This window comes from Streptomyces sp. NPDC029674 (assembly GCF_044903205.1).
Classification (GTDB): Bacteria; Actinomycetota; Actinomycetes; order Streptomycetales; family Streptomycetaceae; genus Streptomyces.
In genome coordinates this window covers 332,033-356,065 of record NZ_JBJDPY010000006.1, presented here as the reverse complement: position 1 = coordinate 356,065, position 24,033 = coordinate 332,033, and the positions used below count along the sequence as shown (strand labels likewise).

Genomic DNA, 24,033 nt, shown 5'->3' with positions numbered 1-24,033 from the left:
GGAAGACCTGTCCATGTTCGGCCGCGACCCCTGGTGGCTGGTCGCCTTCAAGGCGGTCTTCTGCTTCGCGTTCCTGATGGTGACGGTCCTCCTCGCCATCGTGTGGGAGCGCAAGGTCGTCGCCTGGATGCAGCTGCGCATCGGCCCGAACCGGAACGGACCCTGGGGTCTGCTGCAGTCCCTCGCGGACGGCGTCAAGCTGATGCTCAAGGAAGACGTGATCGTCAAGCGCGCGGACAAGGCGGTCTACATCCTTGCCCCGGTCATCGCGGCGATCCCGGCCTTCATGGCGATCGCGGTGATCCCCTTCGGGCCGGCGGGCAACGAGGTGTCGATCTTCGGCCAGCGCACCACGATGCAGCTCACCGACCTGCCGATCGCGATGCTCTACATCCTCGCGGTCGCCTCCGTCGGCATCTACGGCATCGTGCTCGCGGGCTGGAGCTCCGGATCGACGTATCCGCTCCTCGGCGGCCTGCGGTCCTGCGCGCAGATGATCTCGTACGAGATCGCGATGGGCGCGGCCTTCGCCTCCGTCTTCCTGTACTCCGGGTCGATGTCGACCTCGACGATCGTCGAGGCACAGGCGGACCGCTGGTACGTACTGCTGCTTCCCGTCTCTTTCATCATCTACATCGTGACGATGATCGGCGAGACGAACCGCGCGCCGTTCGACATGCCGGAGTCCGAGGGCGACCTCGTCGGTGGCTTCAACACCGAGTACTCGTCCATCAAGTTCGCGATGTTCATGCTCGCCGAGTACATCAACATGGTCACCGTCTCGGCGGTGTCGGTCACGCTCTTCCTGGGCGGCTGGCGGGCGCCGTATCCGATCAGCACGTTCTGGGAGGGCGCGAACCACGGCTGGTGGCCGATGCTCTGGTTCGTGATCAAGGTCCAGCTGCTGCTGTTCTTCTTCATCTGGCTGCGCGGCTCGCTGCCCCGCGTCCGCTACGACCAGCTGATGAAGCTCGGCTGGAAGGTCCTGATCCCGGTCTCGGTCGTCTGGCTGATGCTCGTCGCCACCGTCAGGGCGATGCGGAACGAGGACTACGAGTTCACCTCGATCGCGCTCTATGTGGGCGGCGGGGTCATCGCCCTGCTGCTGCTCTCCGTCGTCGTCGACATCTTCCGCGACAAACGCGAGAAGGAAGCGGCTGCCGCCGAGGAGGAGAAGCCGGTCGCCTTCGACCCCATGGCGGGCGGATTCCCCGTGCCGCCGCTGCCCGGCCAGAGCCTGCCACCCGTTCCGCGCCGACGCCCGCGCCACGAGCGGGAGCTGATTGTCAGTGGTGGCCCGGATACTCAAAGTGACGGAACCCGAAGTGATGGAAAGGAGGCGTCCGATGGCTGAGTCGAACCAGGAGTCGCACGACACGAACCAATCGAAGCAGGGGTTCCAGAACCCTGTCGCGGGCTTCGGCGTGACCTTCAAGGCCATGTTCAAGAAGCGGCTGACCGAGCAGTATCCGGAGCAGCAGAAGACCACCGCTCCCCGCTTCCACGGCAGGCACCAGCTGAACCGCCATCCGGACGGCCTGGAGAAGTGCATCGGCTGTGAGCTCTGCGCCTGGGCCTGTCCCGCGGACGCCATCTATGTGGAGGGCGCGGACAACACGGACGAGGAGAGGTACTCGCCCGGTGAGCGGTACGGCCGCGTCTACCAGATCAACTACGCCCGCTGCATCCTGTGCGGCCTGTGCATCGAGGCGTGCCCCACGCGCGCGTTGACGATGACGAACGAGTTCGAGCTGGCCGACAGCAGCCGCGCGAACCTCATCTACACCAAGGAGCAGCTGCTCGCCGGTCTGGAAGAGGGCATGGTCGACAGCCCGCACTCGATCTTCCCCGGCATGGACGAGCAGGACTACTACCGGGGTCTGGTGACCGAGGCCGCACCGGGCACGGTGCCGCAAGTCGCCCTCTCCAAGGGGGAGACGCCCCAGGAGGCGGCCGCGGACTTCGGCGACGGTGAGCCGGCGTCGGAGAAGGTGGTCGGCCGATGACGCAGCTCGCCGCCTATACGACCTCCACCGGCGAGGCCTTCCAGTTCTGGGTGCTCGGCACGGTCGCGGTGATCGGCGCCCTGTGCACCATCCTCATGAAGAAGGCCGTGCACAGCGCGCTCTGCCTGGCCGGGACCATGATCATCCTCGCGGTGTTCTACCTGGCCAACGGCGCGTACTTCCTGGGCATCGTCCAGATCGTCGTCTACACCGGCGCGATCATGATGCTCTTCCTCTTCGTGGTCATGCTCGTCGGCGTCACCGCGGCGGACTCCCTGACGGAGACCATCAAGGGACAGCGCTGGCTGGCCCTGCTCTGCGGCCTCGGCTTCGCGGTGCTGCTCTTCGCGGGCATCGGGAACGCCTCGGTGAAGGAGTTCAACGGCCTCGGCAAGGCGAACGCCGGGGGCAACGTGGAGGGCCTCGCCCAGCTCATCTTCACCAAGTACGTCTTCGCCTTCGAGATCACCGGCGCGCTGCTCATCACGGCGACGGTCGGCGCGATGGTGCTCACCCACCGCGAGCGCACGGAGCGCGCCAAGACCCAGCGCGAGCTGTCCGAGGAGCGCGTGCGCGAGGGCAAGCACCTGCCGCCGCTGCCGGCCCCGGGTGTCTACGCCCGGCACAACGCCGTGGACATCGCGGGCCTGCTCCCCGACGGCACCCCCTCGGAGCTCACGGTCAACAAGACGCTGCGTGAGCGCGGCCAGATCCGCGACGTGTCGACCGAGGCCCTTGACGGCCTGCGGGCGCTCGAGCAGCGCTCCACCGATCGCCTGGAGCGGCCCGACCTGCGCAGCGACGACATCGGGCGGACCGAGGAGGCATCGAAGTGAACCCCGTCAACTACCTGTACCTCGCCGCCCTGCTGTTCACGATCGGCGCGACCGGCGTGCTCATCAGGCGGAACGCGATCGTGGTGTTCATGTGCATCGAGCTCATGCTCAACGCCTGCAACCTCGCGTTCGTGGCCTTCTCCCGGATGCACGGCAACCTCGACGGCCAGATCATCGCGTTCTTCACGATGGTCGTCGCCGCCGCGGAGGTCGTGGTCGGGCTCGCGATCATCGTGTCGCTGTTCCGTTCCCGCCACTCGGCCTCGGTCGACGACGCCAGCCTGATGAAGCTCTGAGGGGTCGCTGAATCGTGGAGAACTTGATTGCGCTGCTCGTCGCGGCGCCGTTGCTCGGAGCGGCCGTACTGCTGTGCGGCGGCCGGGCACTGGACCGCGCGGGCCACTGGCTCGGCACGCTGCTCGCGGCCGCCTCCTTCGTCATCGCCGTGGTGCTGTTCGCCGACATGCTGGGCAAGGGCGCCGAGGAGCGCTCGCTGTCGCAGCACCTGTTCAGCTGGATCCCCGTGGAGGGCTTCCAGGCGGATGTCGCCTTCCAGCTCGACCAGCTGTCGATGACGTTCGTCCTGCTGATCTCCGGTGTGGGCACGCTCATCCACATCTACTCGATCGGGTACATGGAGCACGACGAGCGGCGCCGCCGCTTCTTCGGCTACCTGAACCTGTTCCTCGCGGCGATGCTCCTCCTGGTCCTCGCCGACAACTACCTGCTCCTGTACGTCGGATGGGAGGGCGTCGGCCTCGCCTCGTACCTCCTGATCGGCTTCTGGCAGCACAAGCCCAGCGCGGCCACCGCCGCGAAGAAGGCCTTCCTGGTCAACCGGGTCGGCGACGTGGGCCTGTCGATCGCCATCATGCTGATGTTCACCACCTTCGGGACCTTCGCCTTCGGGCCCGTCCTGGAGGCGACCGGCGAGACGAGCGAGGGCAAGCTCACCGCCATCGGCCTGATGCTGCTGCTCGCCGCGTGCGGCAAGTCCGCGCAGGTGCCGCTGCAGTCCTGGCTGGGCGACGCGATGGAGGGCCCGACCCCGGTCTCGGCCCTGATCCACGCCGCCACGATGGTGACCGCGGGCGTGTACCTCATCGTCCGCTCCGGCGCGATCTTCAACGGCGCGCCGGACGCGCAGCTCGTCGTCACCGTCGTCGGAGCGGTCACGCTGCTGTTCGGTGCGATCGTCGGTTGCGCGAAGGACGACATCAAGAAGGCCCTCGCCGGGTCGACGATGTCCCAGATCGGCTACATGATCCTGGCCGCGGGCCTCGGCCCGATCGGTTACGTCTTCGCGATCATGCACCTGGTGACGCACGGCTTCTTCAAGGCCGGGCTCTTCCTCGGCGCCGGCTCGGTCATGCACGGCATGAACGACGAGGTCGACATGAGGAAGTACGGCGGCCTCAGGAAGTACATGCCGGTCACCTTCGTGACCTTCGGCCTCGGCTACCTGGCGATCATCGGCTTCCCGGGGCTCTCCGGCTTCTTCTCCAAGGACAAGATCATCGAGGCCGCCTTCGCCAAGGGCGGCACGGAGGGCTGGATCCTCGGCTCGGTGGCGCTCCTGGGCGCGGCCATCACCGCGTACTACATGACGCGCGTGATGATCATGACCTTCTTCGGAGAGGAGCGCTGGCGCAACCGGCCGACGGCCTCCCCGGACCGGCCGGACGTCGAGCCCGCCGCGCAGACGCAGGGAGCGCACGACGAGCCGCACCCGCACGAGTCGCCGAAGTCCATGACGATCCCGATGATCGTGCTCGCCTTCGGTTCGGTGTTCGCGGGTGGCTTCTTCAGCATCGGCGACCGCTTCACGCACTGGCTGGAGCCGGTCACGCACCACGACCACGGCGACTCGCCGCTGAGCGCGGCCACCGTCACGGGCGCCACCATGGTGGTCCTCGTCATCGGCGTCGCCCTCGCCTACGTCCAGTACGGCCGCCGGCCCGTCCCGGTCACCGCCCCGCGCGGCTCGGTGCTCACCCGCGCCGCCCGCCGCGACCTCCTCCAGGACGACTTCAACCACGTCGTCCTGGTGCGCGGCGGCGAGCACCTCACGCGGTCCCTGGTCTACGTCGACCACACCCTGGTCGACGGAGTCGTCAACGGCACCGCGGCCTCGATGGGCGGCCTCTCCGGACGGCTCCGCAAACTGCAGAACGGCTACGCCCGCTCCTACGCGGTCTCGATGTTCGGCGGCGCTGCGGTGCTCATCGCCGCGACCCTGCTGATGAGGGCGGTCTGATACCGATGTCCTTTCCCCTCCTGACAGCGACGGCGGTCCTGCCCGCGGTCGGCGCGATCGCCACGGCAGCCGTCCCGGCCGCCCGGCGGACCGCCGCCAAGTGGCTGGCGCTGCTCGTCTCGCTCGCCACGCTCGGCCTCGCCGTGACCGTGCTCGTACGGTTCGACCCGGACGGCGACCGCTACCAACTGACCGAATCGCACGCCTGGATCAAGGACTTCGGGGTGCGGTACGAGCTCGGAGTCGACGGCATCGCCGTCGCACTCGTCGCGCTCACCGCCCTCCTGATCCCCTTCATCATCCTGGCGGGCTGGCACGACGCCGACCCCCTGGAGACAAAGTCGTCGCGCTGGCGGCCGACGCAGGGCTTCTTCGCCCTGATCCTGGCCGTCGAGGCGATGGTGATCATCTCCTTCGAGGCCACGGACGTCTTTCTCTTCTACATCTTCTTCGAAGCCATGCTCATCCCGATGTACTTCCTCATCGGCGGCTTCGGAGACCGCGCCCACGCGGGCAGCGACGAGAACGCCTCGGCGCAACGCTCGTACGCCGCGGTGAAGTTCCTCCTCTACAACCTCGTCGGCGGCCTCATCATGCTGGCCGCCGTGATCGGGCTCTACGTAGTCGCGGGGAACTTCTCGCTCCAGGAAATCGCCGCCGCGCGCGCGGACGGTTCGCTCGACATGGCGACCAACACCGAGCGGTGGCTCTTCCTCGGCTTCTTCTTCGCCTTCGCGGTGAAGGCGCCGCTGTGGCCGCTCCACACCTGGCTGCCGAACGCGATGGGGGAGTCCACCGCCCCGGTCGCCGTGCTGATCACGGCCGTCGTCGACAAGGTCGGCACGTTCGCGATGCTGCGGTTCTGCCTCGGGCTCTTCCCCGAGGCGAGCGAGTGGGCGACGCCCGTCATCCTCGTCCTCGCCCTGATCAGCATCATCTACGGAGCGCTGCTCGCGGTCGGCCAGCGCGACATCAAGCGCCTGGTGGCCTACGCCTCGATCTCGCACTTCGGCTTCATCGTGCTCGGCATCTTCGCGATGACGTCGCAGGGCCAGTCCGGCGCGACGCTCTACATGGTCAACCACGGAATCTCGACCGCCGCGCTGATGCTGGTGGCCGGCTTCCTGATCTCGCGGCGTGGCTCGCGCCTGATCGCCGACTACGGAGGGGTGCAGAAGGTCGCCCCGGTGCTTGCCGGCACCTTCCTGATCGGCGGCCTGGCGACGCTCTCACTCCCCGGGCTCGCGCCCTTCGTGAGCGAGTTCCTGGTCCTGGTCGGCGCGTTCGCGCGCTACCCGGTGGTCGGCATCATCGCCACCGTGGGCATCGTCCTCGCCGCGCTGTACACGCTGGTGCTCTACCAGCGGACGATGACGGGCCCCGTGAAGGCGGAGGTCTCGGCCATGCCCGACCTGCGGGTGCGTGAACTGGTCGTCGTGGCACCGCTGATCGCCCTCCTGATCGGCTTGGGTGTCTACCCGAAGCCGCTCACCGAGGTGATCAACCCGGCCGTCGAGCACACGATGTCCGACGTACAGAAGAAAGACCCCAAGCCCGAGGTGGAGGCGGCCAAGTGAGCGCAACAGCCGTCCACAGCCTGTGGACAACGGCAGCGGAGCCGATCGGCAAGATCGACGCGCCGGACATCGAGTACGGACAGCTGTCGCCGACGTTGATCGTCATCGGCGCGGCCGTCCTCGGAGTGCTCATCGAAGCCTTCGTTCCGCGCAAGTCCCGTTACTACGTACAGCTCTTCGTGGCAGTGGTCGCCCTGGCCGCCGCCTTCGCCGCGGTCGTCGGGCTCGCGGCCCGCGGTTTCGGCACCACCAAGGCCCAGATCGCGGCGATGGGCGCGATCGCGGTCGACGGTCCGGCGCTCTTCCTCCAGGGCACCATCCTGCTCACCGGAATCGTCGCGATCTTCACCTTCGCCGAGCGGCGCCTCGACCCGGTGGCACACGGTAACCGCGTCGACTCGTTCGTGGCCCAGGCCGGGTCCGTACCGGGCAGTGAGGGCGAACAAGCCGCCACCAAGGCCGGGTTCACCACCACCGAGGTGTTCCCGCTGGCGCTCTTCGCCATCGGCGGCATGCTCGTCTTCCCCGCCGCCAACGACCTCCTGACGCTCTTCATCGCGCTGGAAGTCTTCTCCCTGCCGCTGTACCTGCTCTGCGCGCTCGCCCGGCGCAAGCGCCTCATGTCGCAGGAAGCCGCCGTCAAGTACTTCCTGCTCGGCGCGTTCGCCTCGGCGTTCACGCTCTTCGGCATCGCGCTCCTCTACGGGTACGCGGGCTCCGTGTCGTACGCGACGATCGCGAACGTCGTCGAGGGCAACGTCAAGACCGTGAACCCGGCGCTCGCCGACACCATGGGCAATGACGCGCTGCTCCTCATCGGCGTCGCGATGGTGGTGATGGGGCTGCTCTTCAAGGTGGGCGCGGTGCCGTTCCACATGTGGACCCCGGACGTGTACCAGGGAGCCCCGACGCCGGTCACCGGCTTCATGGCGGCGGCGACGAAGGTGGCCGCGTTCGGCGCGCTCCTGCGTCTCCTCTACGTGGTGCTGCCGGGCCTGCGCTGGGACTGGCGGCCGGTCATGTGGGGCGTCGCGATCATCACGATGCTGGGCGGCGCGATCATCGCGATCACCCAGACCGACATCAAGCGGCTCCTCGCGTACTCGTCGATCGCGCACGCCGGCTTCATCCTCGCCGGTGTGATCGCCACCACCCCGGACGGCATCTCCTCCGTCCTCTTCTACCTGGGCGCCTACTCCTTCGTGACCATCGGCGCCTTCGCCGTCGTCACGCTGGTGCGGGACGCGGGCGGCGAGGCGACGCACCTGTCGAAGTGGGCGGGGCTCGGCCGCCGGTCGCCCCTGGTCGCCGCGGTCTTCGCGGTCTTCCTGCTCGCCTTCGCCGGCATCCCGCTGACCTCCGGGTTCACCGGGAAGTTCGCGGTCTTCAAGGCGGCCGCGGAGGGCGGTGCGGGCGCGCTGGTCGTGGTCGGTGTGCTGTCGTCGGCGATCGCCGCGTTCTTCTACATCCGCGTGATCGTCCTGATGTTCTTCAGCGAGCCGAAGGCGGACGGCCCCACGGTCGCCGTGCCCTCGCCGCTGACGATGACGGCGATCGGCGTGGGCGTCGCGGTGACGCTGGTCCTCGGTGTGGCCCCGCAGTACTTCCTGGATCTGGCGAACCAGGCGGGGGTCTTCGTCCGGTAGCGATTTTGCGCACATGTGTTGCCGCCGCCCGGCATCCCGAGAAGGGGTGCCGGGCGGCGGCCTGTGGATAACTGTCCGGGGTGTCGGCGGGGAGCCCTATCGTGGAGTCAGTGGTCGAGGCAGCGGTCGAGGCTGGACGTACGGCGGGGGACAGGGCGATGGATGGGACCAGAGGCATGAGTGAGGTGACGGCGGCGGTACCGGCGCCGGGCGCGGCGACCGGCTCCGTGACGGAGAGCGACGCCCTGCGGACGCTCCACCGCGTCTTCGGGTACGACGCCTTCCGCGGCGAGCAGGGCACGATCATCGACCACGTGGTGGGCGGCGGCGACGCGGTCGTCCTCATGCCGACCGGCGGCGGCAAGTCGCTCTGCTACCAGATCCCGGCGCTGGTCAGACCCGGCACGGGCGTCGTGGTCTCGCCGCTCATCGCGCTCATGCAGGACCAGGTGGACGCGCTGCGGGCGCTCGGCGTGCGCGCCGGGTTCATCAACTCCACGCAGGACTTTGACGAGCGGCGCGTCATGGAGGCGAGCTTCCTCGCGGGCGAGCTCGACGTCCTCTACCTCGCGCCGGAGCGGCTGCGTCTCGACGCGACCCTGGACCTCCTCTCGCGGGGCAAGATCTCCGTCTTCGCGATCGACGAGGCGCACTGCGTCGCCCAGTGGGGGCACGACTTCCGGCCGGACTACCTCGCGCTCTCGGTGCTCGGGCAGCGCTGGCCGGACGTGCCGCGGATCGCCCTGACCGCGACGGCCACGCACGCCACGCACCGGGAGATCACCGAGCGGCTCGGCATGCCCGATGCCAAGCACTTCGTGGCGAGCTTCGACCGGCCCAACATCCAGTACCGCATCGTGCCGAAGGCCGAGCCGAAGAAGCAGCTCCTCTCCTTCCTGAAGGAGGAGCACCCGGGCGACGCCGGAATCGTCTACTGCCTGTCGCGCAATTCGGTGGAGAAAACCGCCGAGTTCCTGTGCAGGAACGGCATCGAGGCCGTCCCGTACCACGCGGGCCTGGACGGCGGCACGCGCGCGGCCCACCAGTCCCGCTTCCTGCGGGAGGAAGGCCTCGTCGTCTGCGCCACGATCGCCTTCGGCATGGGCATCGACAAGCCGGACGTCCGCTTCGTCGCCCACCTCGACCTGCCCAAGTCGGTCGAGGGGTACTACCAGGAGACGGGCCGCGCGGGCCGCGACGGCCTCCCCTCGACGGCCTGGATGGCGTACGGCCTCCAGGACGTCGTCCAGCAGCGGAAGATGATCCAGGGCAGCGAGGGCGACGAGGCGTTCCGGCGCCGGGCCGCGTCCCACCTGGACTCGATGCTGGCGCTCTGCGAGACCGCGCAGTGCCGCCGCACCCAGCTCCTGACCTACTTCGGCCAGGAAGCGGCGGCGGAGTCCTGCGGCAACTGCGACACGTGCCTCACCCCGCCCGAGACCTGGGACGGCACGGTGGCCGCGCAGAAGGTGCTGTCCACGGTGGTGCGGCTGCAGCGCGAGCGCGGGCAGAAGTTCGGTGCGGGCCAGATCATCGACATCCTGCTCGGCAAGAAGACCGCGAAGGTCATCCAGTTCGACCACGACCAGCTGTCGGTCTTCGGCATCGGCGAGGAGCTGGCGGAGGCCGAATGGCGGGGTGTGGTGCGGCAGTTGCTGGCCCAGGGCCTCCTCGCGGTCGAGGGGGAGTACGGCACGCTGGTGCTCACCGAGACGAGCGGTTCCGTCCTGGGCCGGGAGCGCGAGGTGCGGCTGCGCAAGGAGCCGAAGCGGGCCCCGGCCGCGCGGGCGTCCAAGGGCGAGCGCAAGGCGAAGTCGGCGGCGGCGGTCGCCGAGCTGCCCCCGGAGGCGGTGCCGCTCTTCGAGGCGCTGCGGGCCTGGCGCGGCGCCCAGGCGAAGGAGCAGGGCGTCCCGGCGTACGTGATCTTCCACGACGCCACGCTCCGAGAGATCGCGACCCTGCGCCCCACGTCCGTGGCGGACCTCGCCGGCATCAGCGGAGTCGGCGAGAAGAAGCGGGCGACGTACGGCGAGGGCGTGGTCGGGGTCGTGGCGGAGTTCGGGGGCGGGGCGGCTGCGGGCGCCTCGGCCGGGTCCTCTGCCGCTGCCGCTCCCGGTGCCTCGGCGGGGTCCTCTGGTGGGGCCGCTCCCCGTGTCGCTCCCCGTGCCTCGGCCGGGGCCTCTGCCGGGGCCGAGCCGCCGCTGAGCGGTGAGGGGGAGCCGGGCTGGGAGGACGAGGAGCCGGACTGGACGTCCTGAGCAGGGGGCGGAGCGGGCCTACTTGGTCGTGTGCGTGGGGTAGACCTGCACGTCGGTGTAGGCGCCCTTGATGTCGCCGGCGTCCGCGGGCCACTTCAGGGTCACGGAGTGGGTCTCGTTCGGGGGCGTCACCAGGATGTGGGTGGGCGACGTGAGGCTCTTGCCGCTGTTGTCGATCTCGTAGGCGAGGTTGAAGACGGCGGCGTCGCCCGGCTTGAGGGTGGTGACCCGCGGCTGGGCCTGGCCGCGCTCGATCGGGCTGCTGGTGTGGTCGGCGTCCTTGATGTCGACGCCCGCGAAGCCCGTCGCCGAGCAGGTGGTCGAACCCTGGTTGACCATGGTGATGTCGATGCGGCCGGTGTTCTCGTCGGGGGCGGCGTCCTGCGCGGTGATGGCCAGGTCGGCCGTCTTGCAGGACGTGACCTTGGCGCCGGTCTTCGAGCCGCCCGCGGCCGCCTCGGACTTGGTGTCCTCGCCGGACCCCGACTGCTTGCCCGCCTCGGAGCTGCCCGAGCCCGAGCCGGCCTCCGACTTCCCCTCACCGTTCGAGGACGAGGAGTTCGACGTCGAGGAGTGCGAGGTCGAGGAGCCCTTGGACGACTTGCCCGTCCCGGAGTCGTCGCCTCCGCAGGCGGTGAGCGAGAGGGCGGTGGCGAGGCTGACAGCGGCGAGGGCGGTGACGCGGGTGTGCTTCATGGTTTCCCCCAGAAGGAGTGCGGCGGTGGGCGGTGCCGTGCGTGCGGTCGTAACTATTTGTATCCCGCACCGAGTTACAGGCGTTCCTCCGCGACGTCTTCGTTCTGTCACAGGCGTTGCCCTGATTGCCCTCGCGTTGCCCTTGCTGCCGCTGAGGCCGCCGCCACCGTCACGGCCACCTCACCGCCTCCACCACACCCCGCCGCCCCCCCCGGCCGGACCCTCAGCGCGCCGCCACGATCCGGCCCGTCACCTCGCCGAGTCCCACCTTCGTGCCGTCCGGGCCGGGGGCCCAGGCCGAGAGGGTGACCTCGTCGCCGTCCTCCAGGAACGTCCGCTTGCCGTCGGGGAGTTCGAGGGGATCGCGTCCGTTCCAGGTGATCTCGATCAGGGAGCCGTACTGGCCGGGCTCGGGGCCGCTGACCGTGCCCGAGCCGTACAGGTCGCCGGTGCGGAGTGAGGCGCCGTTGACCGTCATGTGCGCCAGCTGCTGCGCGGCCGTCCAGTACACGCCGGAGAACGGCGGCTCGGAGATGACCTGGCCGTTGAGGGTGACCGTCATGCGCAGGTCGTAGCCGCCGGGCTCGTCCGCCGACTCGGCGGAGTCGTCCAGGTAGGGCAGCAGCTGGTGCGTGCGCTCCGGGGGTGCCACCCGCGCCGAGTCCAGGGCCTCCAGCGGTGTGATCCACGCGGAGACCGAGGTGGCGAAGGACTTGCCGAGGAACGGGCCCAGCGGGACGTACTCCCAGGCCTGGATGTCGCGCGCGGACCAATCGTTGAGGAGGGTGAGTCCGAAGACGTGCTCCCGGAAGTCCGCCAGGGGGACGGGCGTGCCGTGCTCCGAGGGGGCGCCGACCACGAAGCCGACCTCCGCCTCGATGTCGAGCCGGACCGAGGGGCCGAAGACGGGAGCCGTTTCGGCGGGCGCCTTGCGCTGGCCCGTCGGGCGGACCACGTCCGTCCCGGAGACCACGACCGTGCCGGACCTGCCGTGGTAACCGATGGGCAGGTGCTTCCAGTTGGGCGTCAGCGGGGTCGGCGAGTCGGGGCGGAACATCTTGCCCAGGTTCGTCGCGTGGTTCTCCGAGGCGTAGAAGTCGACGTAGTCCGCGACCTCGAACGGCAGGTGCAGGGTCACTTCGGAGAGGGGGTGCAGCAAGGGGCGTACGGTCTCGCGGTGGGCGGGCACCGTCACCCACGCCGTCAGGGCGCGCCGCACGTCGGACCAGGCGGTGCGGCCCGCGGCGAGCAGCGGGTTCAGTGTGGGGCGCGCGAGGAGCGAGACGTAGGGCGAGCCGAGTGCGGCGGCCGCGGCGCCCGCGTCCAGGACGTACGAGCCGAGCCGCACCCCGACCCTGCGCCGGCCGGTCGCCTCCCCCGGCAGGGAGAAGACGCCGTAGGGGAGGTTGTGCGGTCCGAAGGGGTCGCCCTCGGGCAGGCCGAAGGGGTCGCCCTCGGGACGGCCGGTGGGGCCGCCCACGGGGTGACCGGTGGGGCCTCCGGAGCGGTCGGTGGAGTCACCGGCGGCCGGGTCGAGCGGGGTCTGCTCGGACATGCGTACCTGCCTCGCTTTCCATAGGGGTGTGCCACACGTTACGTGTGGAGTGCCCTGTTGCGGCAGTGTCTAAAGAGTGCGCAATGTCCGCATAACTTCCGCTCAACTCGCGCCACACCACCCGGAATATCACCTTCCGCTTTCTGGTGAGGCAGGAACCGCCCGGCCTCACCCGCCCGAATGCGCACCTGTGCCAAGCAGCTTCCGGTGGAGCGCAGGATCCGTATTCTCTGGATCATGGCCGCTCCCCTCGCATATGCACTCATCGCCACTGACCTGGACGGGACGCTGCTGCGCGGCGACGACACGGTCTCGGACCGGTCGCGGCGGGCACTGGCCGCCGCGGGCGAGGCGGGCGCCCGGCACCTCGTGGTGACAGGCCGCCCGGCCCCACGGGTGCGGCCCCTCCTGGACGAACTCGGCTACGAGGGCCTGGCCGTGTGCGGTCAGGGAGCCCAGCTGTACGACGCGGGGGCGAACCGGATGGAGTGGTCGGTGAAGCTCGACCGCGAACTCGCGGAGGCCGCGCTCGGCAAGATCGAGGCGGAGGTCGGACAGGTCTACGCGGCGGTGGACCAGGACGGCGTGCACGGCCTCACGCTCATCGAGCCGGGGTACGAGATGCCGCATCCCACGCTCCCCGCGGTGCGGGTGCCCAAGCGGGACGTGCTCTGGGAGGAGCCCATCAGCAAGGTGCTCCTGCGCCATCCGCTGCTGCCCGACGACGAGTTGGCGGCGGTGGCGCGCGACGCGGTGGGCTCGCTCGCGTCGGTCACCATGTCGGGCCCCGGCACGGTGGAGCTCCAGCCGTGCGGGGTGACCAAGGCGACCGGCCTCGCGCTGGCCGCCGAGCGGCTCGGTCTGACGGCCGCGGACACGGTCGCCTTCGGGGACATGCCCAATGACATCCCCATGTTCCTGTGGGCCGCGCACGGCGTGGCCATGGCCAACGCCCATGGGGAACTCAAAGCGGTGGCCGACGAGTTGGCCCTCACGAACGAGGACGACGGCATCGCCGTCGTCCTCGAACGACTCCTCAGGCACACGTCCTAACCCGCCGTCCGCCGGATCCGCTTCTCCCACGTCCGGTGGAAGACCACCTCGTCGCCGGCCTTGCACACCACCTCGTTCGAGGTGATGAAGTCCGCCGCGTCGCACGTGATCTCCGAGCGGGTCTCCACGCGGGTGTCCCAGCCGAGTTCGGGGCGGTGCAGGCGGATCGCCCAGTCGGAGCGGGTGCGGGCGCTCAGCGGGTCGCCCTCCTGGATCGTGTACGTCTCCAGGGCGTCCTCGGTGAACTCGAGACCGTCGGGGTACACGCGCGTGCCGCCGTAGCGCGGGTCGACCTCGAGCCGCCACTCGCCCTTGGCCACGTCGCGCACGACCAGGCGCTCGGGCCGCTGCTCGTCCAGGGTCGCCGGGTACGCCACGCCGAGCGGCTCCGACTGCTCCGGGGGTGCGAACGTGATCGAAGGGTCGAAATCGCCCTCGCGGACGGGCAGTTCGAGGGAGCTGCCCACCGGGTCGAGGGTGAAGCCCACCGAGTCGGCCTGCGGCCAGATCCAGGGCCAGTACGCGGAGGAGACGGCGAGGCGGATGCGGTGGCCGGGCGGGAAGGTGTGGCCGATGCCGTTGAGCTCGAACGTGACGTCCTCGGTGGCGCCGAGCGGCCAGGCGTCAGCGCGGTCCCTGCCGTGCCGCGCGGAGAGGTTGAGCACGCCCCGGGTGACCAGGGTGGACGAGCCGTCCGGCGCGATGTCGCAGAGCCGGGCGACGGCCTGGCCGTACGGCACGTCCATCCGCAGTCGCAGCGTCACCCTGGGGCGCCCGAGGATCCGTACCTCCGAAGGGACCTCGAACTCGAAGCACGCCGACTTCGCGTCCTCGTCCCGCTGGTCCGGCGGCAGGTCCGCGTCGTTCCCGAACGGGAAGAAGCGGCCCGCGTCCAGACCCGTGTGCTGGGGGGAGTCGACGAGGACCGGGGTGCCCTGGAGGGCGTACGAGACGGGGGTGACGTTCGGCGACGGCCAGGACGGGTCGCCGACCCAGCCGCCGGGCAGCTCCGGATAGACCGTCGCAGGCGGGTGCGAGTCGCTGATCCAGGAGCGGAGCTTCGGCTCGGCCATGATCCCTGTGTCGACGCCCTTGAGGTGGTGGTCCCACCAGCGCAGGGTCTCCTGGAGGAAGCCGATAGCGGGCCCGGGCGGCAGACCGCGGTCCGGGTACTGGTGCGACCACGGGCCGATCAGGCCGCGCACCTGGTCGTCGGGGAGGTGCTCGACGAGGCGCAGCACCGTGTCGCGGTACGGGTCGTGCCAGCCGCCGACCGCGAGCACCGCGGCGCCGATCGCGGAGTAGTCCTCGCTGACGCTGCCGTGCCGCCAGTAGTCGTCGCGGGTCTGGTGGTCCAGCCAGGTGTGGATGAGTGGTTCGACGGCTTCGAGGCGTCTCAGCCACATGTCGCCCCAGGCATCGCCCACGTAGTAGGGGTCCGGCGGGCGCGACACGAAGGCGAGCATGGTCGCCGCCCACGCGTGCATGTCGACCGCGAGGACGGAGCCGCCCATGTAGTGCACGTCGTTGTCGTAGCGGTCGTCCGCCGAGCAGACCGTGACGATCGCCTTGAGCGGTTCGGGGGCGAGCGCCGCGATCTGGAGGGAGTTGAAGCCGCCCCAGGAGATGCCGAACATGCCGACCTTGCCGGTCGACCAGGGCTGCGCGGCCAGCCAGTGGACGACCTCGACGCCGTCGGCAAGCTCCTGCGCCGAGTACTCGTCGGTGGGCAGGCCCTCGCTGTTGCCGTGGCCGCGGACGTCGACGCGCACGGAGGCGTAGCCGTGGCCCGCGTACCAGGGGTGGCGCTGCCAGTCGCGCGGCGCCGTCCAGTCGCTGAGGCGGTAGGGGAGGTATTCGAGGAGCACGGGGACGGGCTCGTCGGTGACCGGTCGCCACACGCGCGCGTAGAGCCTGGTCCCGTCGGACAGGGGTACCTGGAAGTCCTCGCGGGTGGTCTCGTACGGGAAGGAGTCGCGGATCTGCATGAGTGAAACCTCAGTGGACGGGGTGCATGGTGCGGCGCAGCCAGGGCGCGAGCGCGATCACGGCGACGCCGGCGGCCACGGCGATCGCGCCGTTGACGCCGAAGTACGCCGGGTCGGAGACCTTTCCGTAGACCTTCACGACCTGCGCCTGGATGCCGTTGGCGAGCGCCAGGGAGAGGAACCACAGCGCCATGGTCTGGCCGGCGAAGGCCTTCGGGGCGAGCTTGGTCGTCGCCGACATGCCCGAGGTCTCCACGAGGATGTCGCCGAGGCCGAGCAGCAGGTACGAGCCGACGATCCACCAGACGGCCATCCGGTACGTGCCGTCGCCGTGCCCCGAAGTGGGGAGCGTCATCAGGAGGAACGACAGGCCGCCCAGGATCACGCCGAACGCGATCTTGTTGGAGGCGTGCGGTTGGCGCCTCCCCATCCGCGCCCAGACGGCGGCGACGACGGGCGCGAGCCCGACCTCGAAGGCGCCGAGCGCGGAGGCGTACCAGCTCGCGGGGAAGGTGAAGCCAAAGACCGACGTCTCGGCGTTCGTCGACGCCAGCAGGATCATCGTCGAGTACGCCTGGAAGAGGATGAAGTTGAAGACGACCGACGCCAGGAAGAGGACCACGTACGGCTTGAGACGGCCGCGCTCCTCGGCGCTCACCCGCGGGCTGCGGAACATCACCGCGAAGTAGACGACCGGCGCGATCACCGAGATGAGGGTGAGCAGGTCGACGAAGCGGTCCATGGTGAGCCATCCGGCGGCGGCGAGGAGCCCGGCGGCCGCGGCGGCCAGGACCAGCCCGCCGACGATCAGCAGGACGGCCCGGCGCATCGCGTCCCTCGGCAGCGCGTACTCGGCGGACGCCTTGCGGCCCGCGAGGTGGCGCCGTCCCAGGACGTACTGGACCAGGCCGAAGGTCATGCCGATCGCGGCCGCCGAGAAGCCCCAGTGCCAGCCCTTGTGGTCGCCGAGCCAGCCGGTGATCAGCGGGCCCGCGAAGGCGCCCACGTTGATCCCCATGTAGTACAGCGCGAAGCCGGCGTCGCGGCGCTCGTCCTCGGTGCGGTAGAGCTTGCCGACCATCGAGGCGACGTTGGGCTTGAGGAGGCCGGTGCCCGCGCTGATCAGACCGAGGCCCACCCAGGTCATCGTCGCAGTCGGCACGGCCATCGAGTAGTGACCGCAGGCGATGAGGACGCCGCCCCACAGGACCGCGCGGTACGAGCCGAGGATGCGGTCGGCGAGCCAGCCGCCGGCCACCGAGACCAGATAGACCAGCGTGCCGTACGCCGCTGAGACCGAAGCGGCCGTGCCGGCGTCCATACCCATGCCGTCGTTCGCGACGGAGTCGGCGAAGTAGAGGACCAGGATGGCCTGCATACCGAGGAACGAGAAGCGCTCCCAGACCTCCAGGCCCGAGAGGGTGAGCAGACCGCGCGGCTGCCCGAAGAAGGCGCGGTCGTCGCCCGGCGGAGGCTCGCCGGCCGGCGGCTCCCCGGCCGGTTCCTCGTACTCGGCGGTAGTGCGGGACAAAGGTGTCTTCTCCCGGTCTTTACGGGTGCAGTGGTGCAGGACGGTCTTCTCGGTCCTATGGGCTGATCACGAACATACCGGCGAGCCTCGCACACCGCTCGGCCTGGTGTGCGAAGCGGGGTCGGGGGCCCGGGAACCGCTCCCACCAGCGCGGCGGCGTGCGACGGGCGGGCAGGTGCTCGCCGTGATCGAAAGTCGACCGGATACGCTGACTTGAGTGATGGCAGCGACACATCGACAAACCCGTGTCATCGACCGAGATCCAATGATCGACCGAGTTGGCCATGTGATCGTCAGCAGACAGGAGAACCTCTCGTGACCGTCGTCGGGCCTTTTGGGCTGAGCGTGCGGGACCAGGCTCTCGAAGCCGATGTCCAGGTCGGACTGGCGGCTGTCGAGGAGGGACTGCTCGAGGCCACCAAGAGCGAGGTGCCCTTCATCACCGAGGCCGCCCAGCACCTCGTCCGAGCCGGGGGCAAGCGTTTCCGTCCGCTGCTCGTGATGCTCGCTGCCCAGTTCGGCGACCCCTACGCGCCGGGCGTCGTGCCCTCCGCCGTCGTCGTCGAGCTGACCCACCTCGCGACGCTCTACCACGACGACGTGATGGACGAGGCCGATGTGCGGCGCGGTGTCGACAGCGCCAACCAGCGCTGGGGCAACTCCGTCGCCGTACTGACCGGTGACTTCCTCTTCGCCCGCGCCTCGTACATCCTGGCCGACCTCGGCCCGGAGGCCGTCCGCATCCAGGCGGAGGCCTTCGAACGCCTCGTCACCGGCCAGATCCTGGAGACCGCGGGACCGGCCGAGGGCCGCGACCCGATCGACCACTACCTCGACGTGCTCAGGGGCAAGACCGGCTCGCTGGTCGCCGTGGCGTGCCGGTTCGGCGCGATGATGTCCGGCGCGGACGAGACCGTCGTGGACGTCCTCACGCAGTACGGCGAGCGGCTCGGCGTCGCCTTCCAGCTCGCCGACGACGTGCTCGACATCGCCTCCGACTCGCACGAGTCCGGCAAGACGCCGGGCACGGACCTGCGCGAGGGCATCCCCACGCTGCCGGTGCTGCGGCTGCGCGAGCGGGCCGCGCGGCTCGGCCTCGCCGACGACATCGCCCTGTGCGAGCTGCTCGACTCGGACCTCACGGACGACGCGCGGCACGCGGAGGCCCTCACCAGGCTGCGCGCCCACCCCGCCCTCGAGCACGCGCGCAGGGACACCGTCTCCTACGCGGAGAGCGCGCGGGCCGCGCTGGGCCCGCTGCCCGAGGGCGACGCGAAGGCGTCCCTGGTGGAGCTCTGCGACCTCGTGGTGCACCGGGCGGGCTGAGCCCGTGGCATGACCCCGGACTGTCGAACGGCGGTGCCACCCCCTACGGGACGGGGGAGGCACCGCCGCTTCATGTCATCCCAGAGCAGTACATGGAGTTGCTTCCGGGGTCTGACGCTTCTTGTTGGCCGATTTGGTCGGATGGAGTCCGGCAAGAACAACCACTCCTGACCTGTTCGGGTGAGAATGGCGGCACAGGGTGGACGAAGGCACGTACAGGGAAGGCCGCCGCCGACCACGGAGGTAAGGCAGACAATGGCACCGTACGAACCGGAGAAGGACACCAGCGAGTCCGCGGACCTGCGCGCCGGCCGCCGCAAGGCGGCCCGCTACGCGGTCCCGATCGCGGTGGCGGGGGTGGCGGCCGTGACCATCGGGCTCGTCCCGGCGCTCGCCACGTCGGGCGACCCGGACCTCCCGAAGGTCACCGCACAGGAACTCATCGAGAAGATAGCCGCGTCGGACACACAGCAGCTTTCCGGCAACGTCAAGATCAGCACCGACCTGGGCCTGCCGTCGTTCGGCGGCATGGCGGGCGGCTTCGGCGGCGGTGGCGGCGCGGACCGGGATGAGGACGGCGGGAGTGAGGGCTCGGCCGCCGACCCCAAGAACAAGCTGATGGAGCTGGCGTCCGGCACGCATACGCTGCGTGTCGCGGCCGACGGCCCCGACAAGCAGAAGGTGTCCGTCCTCGGCGACGCCTCCGAGTACAGCCTGATCCACAACGGCGACGACGTGTGGGCGTACGACAGCGCGTCGAACGAGGCCTACCACGCGAAGGACGAGGGCGCCTCTCCGGAGAAGGGCGAAAAGCACGGCAAGGACGTGCCGAAGGGCCTGGAGGGGAAGCTGCCCGCCACCCCCAAGGAGTTCGCCGAGCAGGCCCTGAAGGCCGTCGACGACACCACGTCCGTCAAGGTCGACGGCACCGCGCAGGTCGCGGGGCGCGACGCGTACCGCCTGGTGATCGAGCCGAAGCAGGCCGGTTCGACGGTCGGCCGCATCACCGTCGCGGTGGACGAGAAGACGGGCACCCCGCTCAAGTTCACGCTGACCCCGGCGTCCGGCGGCGCGGCCGTCGTCGACGCGGGCTTCACGAAGGTCGACTTCGGCAAGCCGTCCGCGTCCACCTTCGACTTCACACCGCCCAAGGGCACGAAGGTCACCGAGGCCGACGAGCACGGCGAGCAGGGCCGCGGCTTCAAGGACAAGGGCGGCAAGAAGTTCGAGGAGGGCGACCTCAACGAACCGAAGGTCATCGGGGAGGGCTGGAGCTCCATCGCCGAGCTGAAGCTGCCCGGCGGCCAGGGCCTGCCGACGGCCGGTTCCGGCGACGTCCCGCAGGACGCGCAGAAGCTGCTCGACTCCCTGGGCGACCAGGTCGACGGCAAGTTCGGCTCCGGCACGGTCTTCTCGACCCGCCTGATCAACGCCCTCGTCACCGACGACGGCACGGTCTACGTGGGCGCGGTCACGAAGGACGCGCTGGTGAAGGCGGCCGACGAGGCGCACTAGTGCGTACGGCATAGGGAAACGGCGGATGGAAGGTGCCGGCCGGGCACCTTCCATCCGTCTCTTCGGACGACGGGAGGGCAGCGTGCCGGGCAGCAACGGCGGTTCGGAGGGCTCGGCAGGGCCCCAGGCCCCGGTGGAGTACGTCATCGAGACGCACGCGCTCACCAAACGCTACGGAAAACACCTCGCCGTCGACCGGCTCGACCTCACCGTCCCGGAAGGCAGCGTCTTCGGCTTCCTCGGGCCGAACGGCTCGGGCAAGACGACGACGATCCGCATGCTGATGGGCCTCATCGAGCCGACCTCCGGCCGCGCCCAGGTACTCGGCCGCCCCATGCCGCGCGCCACGCGCACCGTCCTCCCGCACGTGGGCGCGCTCATCGAGGGCCCCGCCCTCTACGGCTTCCTGTCGGGCCGCGACAACCTCCTGCGGTACGACTCCGCGGACCCGACCGCCGATCCGCGGACCCGCAAGGCGCGGGCCGAGGCAGCCCTTGACCGCGTCGGGCTCACCGCCGCCGCAGGCAAGAAGGCGAAGGCGTACTCCCTCGGTATGAAGCAGCGGCTCGGGCTTGCGGCCGCGCTGCTCCAGCCCCGCAAGCTCCTCGTCCTCGACGAGCCGACGAACGGCCTCGACCCGCAGGGCATGCGCGAGATCCGCACCTTGGTGCGGGAGTTGGCCGCGGAGGGCACGACCGTCTTCCTCTCCTCGCACCTGCTCGACGAGATCGAGCAGGTCTGCACGCACGCGGCCGTGATGACCCAGGGCCGGCTGATCACCCAGGGACCCGTGGCCGAACTCGCGGCGGGCGCGCGGGGCAGGCTCGTCGTGACGACACCGGACCCGGGCGAGGCGGCCCGCGTCCTGAAGGAGCAGGGTGTGACGGACCTGGTCTCTACGGAGGACCGCGTTACCGGTGAACTACCTGTTCAGGACGGGTCCGGGCCGGACGTGGAACTGGCCGAGCTGAACGCCGCGCTGGTCGGTGCGGGGGTCCGGGTACGCGGCTTCGGTCTTGAACGTGCCTCTCTGGAGGACGCGTTCGTGGCGCTGACGGGGGAGGGTTTCGATGTCGCGGGCTGAGGTGGCCGAGGCCACGGGCGTGTCCCGGGCGGACGGTCCGAGGGAGCAGCGGTGGAGCTGGACGCTCGGGCTCTTCCGCAGCGAGCTCGGGATCACGTTCCGCCGCTGGCGGACCATCGCGCTGCTCGGAGTCCTCGCCGCCGTGCCGGTCCTCGTCGGTGTCGCCGTCAAGATAGAGACCAGCGACGGCTCGACGATCGGCGGGGGCGGCGGCGAAGGCGGACCCGCCTTCATCGCGCAGATCACCAACAACGGCCTGTTCCTGGTCTTCACCGCGCTCGCCGCGACCCTGCCGTTCTTCCTGCCGATGGCGATCGGCGTCGTCGCGGGTGACGCCGTCGCGGGCGAGGCGAGCGCGGGCACGCTGCGCTACCTGCTGGTCGCGCCCGCCGGGCGGACCCGGCTGCTCCTCGTCAAGTACGCGACCACGCTGACGTTCTGCCTGGCCGCGACCTTGACCGTCGCCGTGTCCGCGCTCGCGACCGGCGCGCTGCTCTTCCCGCTCGGCGAGGTCACCACGATCTCCGGCACCCGTATGGGCTTCGGCGAAGGGCTGCTGCGGGCCCTGCTGATCGCGCTCGTCGTCGCCGTGTCACTGATCGGCGTCGCGGCGCTCGGCCTGTTCGTGTCGACGCTCACGAGCAGCGGCATCGCGGCGATGGCGACGACCGTGGGCCTGCTGATCACCGTCCAGATCCTCGACCAGATCCCGCAGCTGCACGCCCTCCACCCGTACTTCTTCTCGCACTACTGGCTGTCCTTCGCCGACCTGATGCGCGAGCCGGTCTACTGGACCGACATCGTCAAGAACCTGCAGATGCAGGGCCTGTACGCGGCCGTGTTCGGCTCGGCCGCCTGGGCGCGGTTCGGGGCGAAGGACGTCATGGCGTAGTCGCTCGAAGACAGGCTCTCAGCCCTTGTCGTACGGGAAGCGGGCGAGCGGCGGCTCCTGCGCGAAGAACGTCTTGGCGCGCGCAAGCGCCTCGGTGTCCTCCAGGACATGGCCGGGCCGGGTGCCGTTGCCGAGCAGGACGCCGCCGAAGCGCATCGGGAAGAAGGCGGCGGTGTGGTTCAACGTGCCGATCAGCGGCTCGGCGACCTCTTCCTCGCGGTGCGCGAGCGCCGTCACGCCCCACAGGGTGCGGCCCTCGAGGGTCTTCTTGAAGTCGATCTCCGGGGTCTCCAGCCAGGCGTCCCAGTAGTCGAGGTAGCGCTTGACGGTGGCCGACACGGAGTACCAGTACAGCGGCGACGCGATGACGATGTCCGTGGCCTCCAGGGTGGCGTCCAGGAGCAGCGCCTCGTTGTCGCCGACGGGGCGGGGCCGGGCGCGCGGGCGGCTGTCGTCGTGCCGCTGGTCCTCGAAGTCGGGGAGGGGTACGTCGGCGAGGCTCACCCAGCGCTGCTCGACGTCCGGGGGCAGCTGTTCGGCGGCCTTGCGGGTCAGGAGCTCGGTGTTGCCCTCGGGGCGGGCGCTGCCGAGAACGAAGAGGAACTTGCGGGTCATGGGATCCCCCTGGGGTCGCTTGCACACGGCGTTGCTTGCATGTGCACTATATGCACGCGCAAGCAACGCCGTCCAGGGGTTACTGGGGCGGCCGGTCTACGCGGACAGCCCCCACACCGCGTACGCGACCGCGTCGCTGTTGCGGTCGAGCGCCTTCTCGTCGATGTTCGTCCGGCCGTCGCACGACGAGTGGTAGCACTTGTCGAACGGCTCGCCCGCCGTGCCGCCCCACTTCTGGGCCTGCGCCGCGGACTTGGTGGTCTCGGCGCCGCTGAACAGGCCGCCGACCGGGACGCCGGCCTGCTGGAACGGCGCGTGGTCGGAGCGTCCGTCGCCCTCGTCGTCCGGCTCCGTGGCGACGTTCACGCCCGCGTAGTAGTCCTTGAAGGTCTTCTCGATGGCGGGGTCGTCGTCGTAGACGAAGTAACCGGCGTTCGGTGAGCTGATCATGTCGAAGTTCAGATAGCCGCTGATCTTCGAACGGTCGGCGCCGGCCAGGCTGTCGACGTAGTGCGAGGAGCCGACCAGGCCGATCTCCTCGGCGCCCCACCAGGCGAACCGCAGGTGCTTGGTGGGCTTGTACTGCTCGCGGGCCACGGTGAGCGCGGTCTCCAGGACGGCGGCGGACCCGGAACCGTTGTCGTTGATGCCGGGCCCGTCGGAGACGCTGTCGAGGTGGGCGCCGGCCATGACGACCTGGCCCTCGTCGCCGCCCGGCCAGTCGGCGATCAGGTTGTAGCCGGTCTCGCCGCCCGCGGTGAACTCCTGGACGGAGGTGGTGAATCCGGCGGCGTCGAGCTTGCCCTTCAGGTGGTCGATGGATGCCTTGTATCCGGCGCTGCCGTGGGCCCGGTTGCCGCCGTTGGCGTCCGCGACGCCCTGGAGGTCGGCGAGGTGCGCCTTGACGTTGGCCACGGAGATGTCGGGCGCGGCGGCCGCCTCCGGGGCGGGCGCCGCGGTGGATATCGCGGTGGTGGTGAGGAGTCCGGCGACGGCTATGGCTGCGGCCGCGGCGGTACGTCCGGGAACGGAGAGTTTCATGTGGGGGGCTCCGGTTTCCGTGGATGGCATACGAATTCCTGCGCGGGGCTTGCGAGTTCGCGCACGAGTTCGGAGTTGCTCGATGGTGCGGGTGGGGCTGTAGTGGCGTCAAGACCGCAGAGCGGGCGGGCAGTTCCGCATAGCGGGCGGACATGTT

At 69.9% G+C, this 24,033-nt stretch carries 19 protein-coding genes; 13 read left to right on the top strand and 6 right to left on the bottom strand.

The features are described 5' to 3' along the window. Positions 1-13: 13 nt before the first annotated feature. From nuoH to recQ, 8 genes are all read left to right on the top strand, one after another. Positions 14-1,354 (top strand): NADH-quinone oxidoreductase subunit NuoH, encoded by a 1,341-nt coding sequence (gene nuoH, locus ACI2L3_RS17295; RefSeq protein ID WP_404753313.1) that lies wholly within the window; start codon positions 14-16, stop codon positions 1,352-1,354. After that, positions 1,347-2,006, top strand: a complete 660-nt coding sequence (gene nuoI, locus ACI2L3_RS17290) for an NADH-quinone oxidoreductase subunit NuoI (RefSeq protein ID WP_404753177.1) — start codon at positions 1,347-1,349, stop codon at positions 2,004-2,006. The genes nuoH and nuoI overlap by 8 nt, the downstream gene beginning before the upstream one ends. After that, complete coding sequence (locus ACI2L3_RS17285) at positions 2,003-2,842, top strand: NADH-quinone oxidoreductase subunit J (RefSeq protein WP_404753176.1); 840 nt, start codon at positions 2,003-2,005, stop codon at positions 2,840-2,842. The genes nuoI and ACI2L3_RS17285 overlap by 4 nt, the downstream gene beginning before the upstream one ends. Beyond that, a complete protein-coding gene (nuoK, locus tag ACI2L3_RS17280) occupies positions 2,839-3,138 on the top strand; it encodes an NADH-quinone oxidoreductase subunit NuoK (RefSeq protein ID WP_003974374.1) in 300 nt (99 codons plus the stop codon). Before ACI2L3_RS17285 ends, nuoK begins: the two co-directional genes overlap by 4 nt. A 14-nt stretch (positions 3,139-3,152) precedes the next feature. Further along, positions 3,153-5,099: an NADH-quinone oxidoreductase subunit L gene (gene nuoL, locus ACI2L3_RS17275; RefSeq protein WP_404753175.1), complete on the top strand. Its 1,947-nt coding sequence runs from the start codon at positions 3,153-3,155 to the stop codon at positions 5,097-5,099. Positions 5,100-5,104: 5 nt separating this feature from the next. Beyond that, the gene (locus tag ACI2L3_RS17270; RefSeq protein ID WP_404753174.1) at positions 5,105-6,676 is read left to right on the top strand and encodes an NADH-quinone oxidoreductase subunit M; all 1,572 of its coding nucleotides are present in this window, start codon (positions 5,105-5,107) and stop codon (positions 6,674-6,676) included. Next, a complete protein-coding gene (nuoN, locus tag ACI2L3_RS17265) occupies positions 6,673-8,322 on the top strand; it encodes an NADH-quinone oxidoreductase subunit NuoN (protein ID WP_404753173.1) in 1,650 nt (549 codons plus the stop codon). Before ACI2L3_RS17270 ends, nuoN begins: the two co-directional genes overlap by 4 nt. A gap of 176 nt (positions 8,323-8,498) precedes the next feature. Next, entirely contained in the window at positions 8,499-10,580 is a 2,082-nt protein-coding gene (gene recQ / locus ACI2L3_RS17260; RefSeq protein ID WP_404753172.1) for a DNA helicase RecQ, read from the top strand. Between the two features lie 18 nt (positions 10,581-10,598). Here the strand turns inward: recQ and ACI2L3_RS17255 are convergent, their stop codons facing one another. Both ACI2L3_RS17255 and fahA read right to left on the bottom strand, forming a co-directional pair. After that, positions 10,599-11,276, bottom strand: coding sequence for a DUF4232 domain-containing protein (locus ACI2L3_RS17255; RefSeq protein ID WP_404753171.1), 678 nt, complete (start codon positions 11,274-11,276; stop codon positions 10,599-10,601). Between the two features lie 223 nt (positions 11,277-11,499). Next, positions 11,500-12,831: a fumarylacetoacetase gene (gene fahA / locus ACI2L3_RS17250; RefSeq protein ID WP_404753170.1), complete on the bottom strand. Its 1,332-nt coding sequence runs from the start codon at positions 12,829-12,831 to the stop codon at positions 11,500-11,502. Between the two features lie 237 nt (positions 12,832-13,068). Here fahA and ACI2L3_RS17245 point away from each other — a divergent pair, with 237 nt between their 5' ends. After that, entirely contained in the window at positions 13,069-13,884 is an 816-nt protein-coding gene (locus ACI2L3_RS17245; RefSeq protein ID WP_404753169.1) for an HAD family hydrolase, read from the top strand. Here the strand turns inward: ACI2L3_RS17245 and ACI2L3_RS17240 are convergent. After that, on the bottom strand, positions 13,881-15,872 hold the full coding sequence (locus ACI2L3_RS17240; RefSeq protein WP_404753168.1) for a CocE/NonD family hydrolase: 1,992 nt from the start codon (positions 15,870-15,872) through the stop codon (positions 13,881-13,883). The two genes, ACI2L3_RS17245 and ACI2L3_RS17240, sit on opposite strands and share 4 nt — an antisense overlap. A gap of 10 nt (positions 15,873-15,882) precedes the next feature. Then, positions 15,883-17,403: a peptide MFS transporter gene (locus tag ACI2L3_RS17235; RefSeq protein WP_404753167.1), complete on the bottom strand. Its 1,521-nt coding sequence runs from the start codon at positions 17,401-17,403 to the stop codon at positions 15,883-15,885. A gap of 315 nt (positions 17,404-17,718) precedes the next feature. On the opposite strand from ACI2L3_RS17235, the gene ACI2L3_RS17230 reads away from it, so the two are divergent. The 4 genes from ACI2L3_RS17230 (at position 17,719) to ACI2L3_RS17215 (ending at position 22,220) form a co-directional block, all read left to right on the top strand. Continuing rightward, the gene (locus tag ACI2L3_RS17230) at positions 17,719-18,729 is read left to right on the top strand and encodes a polyprenyl synthetase family protein (protein WP_404753166.1); all 1,011 of its coding nucleotides are present in this window, start codon (positions 17,719-17,721) and stop codon (positions 18,727-18,729) included. Between the two features lie 255 nt (positions 18,730-18,984). Continuing rightward, positions 18,985-20,244, top strand: coding sequence for an outer membrane lipoprotein carrier protein LolA (locus ACI2L3_RS17225; protein ID WP_404753165.1), 1,260 nt, complete (start codon positions 18,985-18,987; stop codon positions 20,242-20,244). A gap of 82 nt (positions 20,245-20,326) precedes the next feature. Next, positions 20,327-21,328 carry an ABC transporter ATP-binding protein gene (locus tag ACI2L3_RS17220; RefSeq protein WP_404753164.1) on the top strand — a complete coding sequence of 334 codons (1,002 nt, stop codon included), beginning with the start codon at positions 20,327-20,329 and terminating at the stop codon, positions 21,326-21,328. Beyond that, the gene (locus tag ACI2L3_RS17215; protein WP_404753163.1) at positions 21,315-22,220 is read left to right on the top strand and encodes an ABC transporter permease; all 906 of its coding nucleotides are present in this window, start codon (positions 21,315-21,317) and stop codon (positions 22,218-22,220) included. Before ACI2L3_RS17220 ends, ACI2L3_RS17215 begins: the two co-directional genes overlap by 14 nt. A gap of 18 nt (positions 22,221-22,238) precedes the next feature. On the opposite strand, the gene ACI2L3_RS17210 is transcribed toward ACI2L3_RS17215, so the two are convergent. Then, on the bottom strand, positions 22,239-22,835 hold the full coding sequence (locus ACI2L3_RS17210) for a flavodoxin family protein (RefSeq protein WP_404753162.1): 597 nt from the start codon (positions 22,833-22,835) through the stop codon (positions 22,239-22,241). A gap of 96 nt (positions 22,836-22,931) precedes the next feature. After that, a complete protein-coding gene (locus ACI2L3_RS17205) occupies positions 22,932-23,876 on the bottom strand; it encodes a M28 family metallopeptidase (protein ID WP_404753161.1) in 945 nt (314 codons plus the stop codon). Positions 23,877-24,033: the final 157 nt, after the last annotated feature.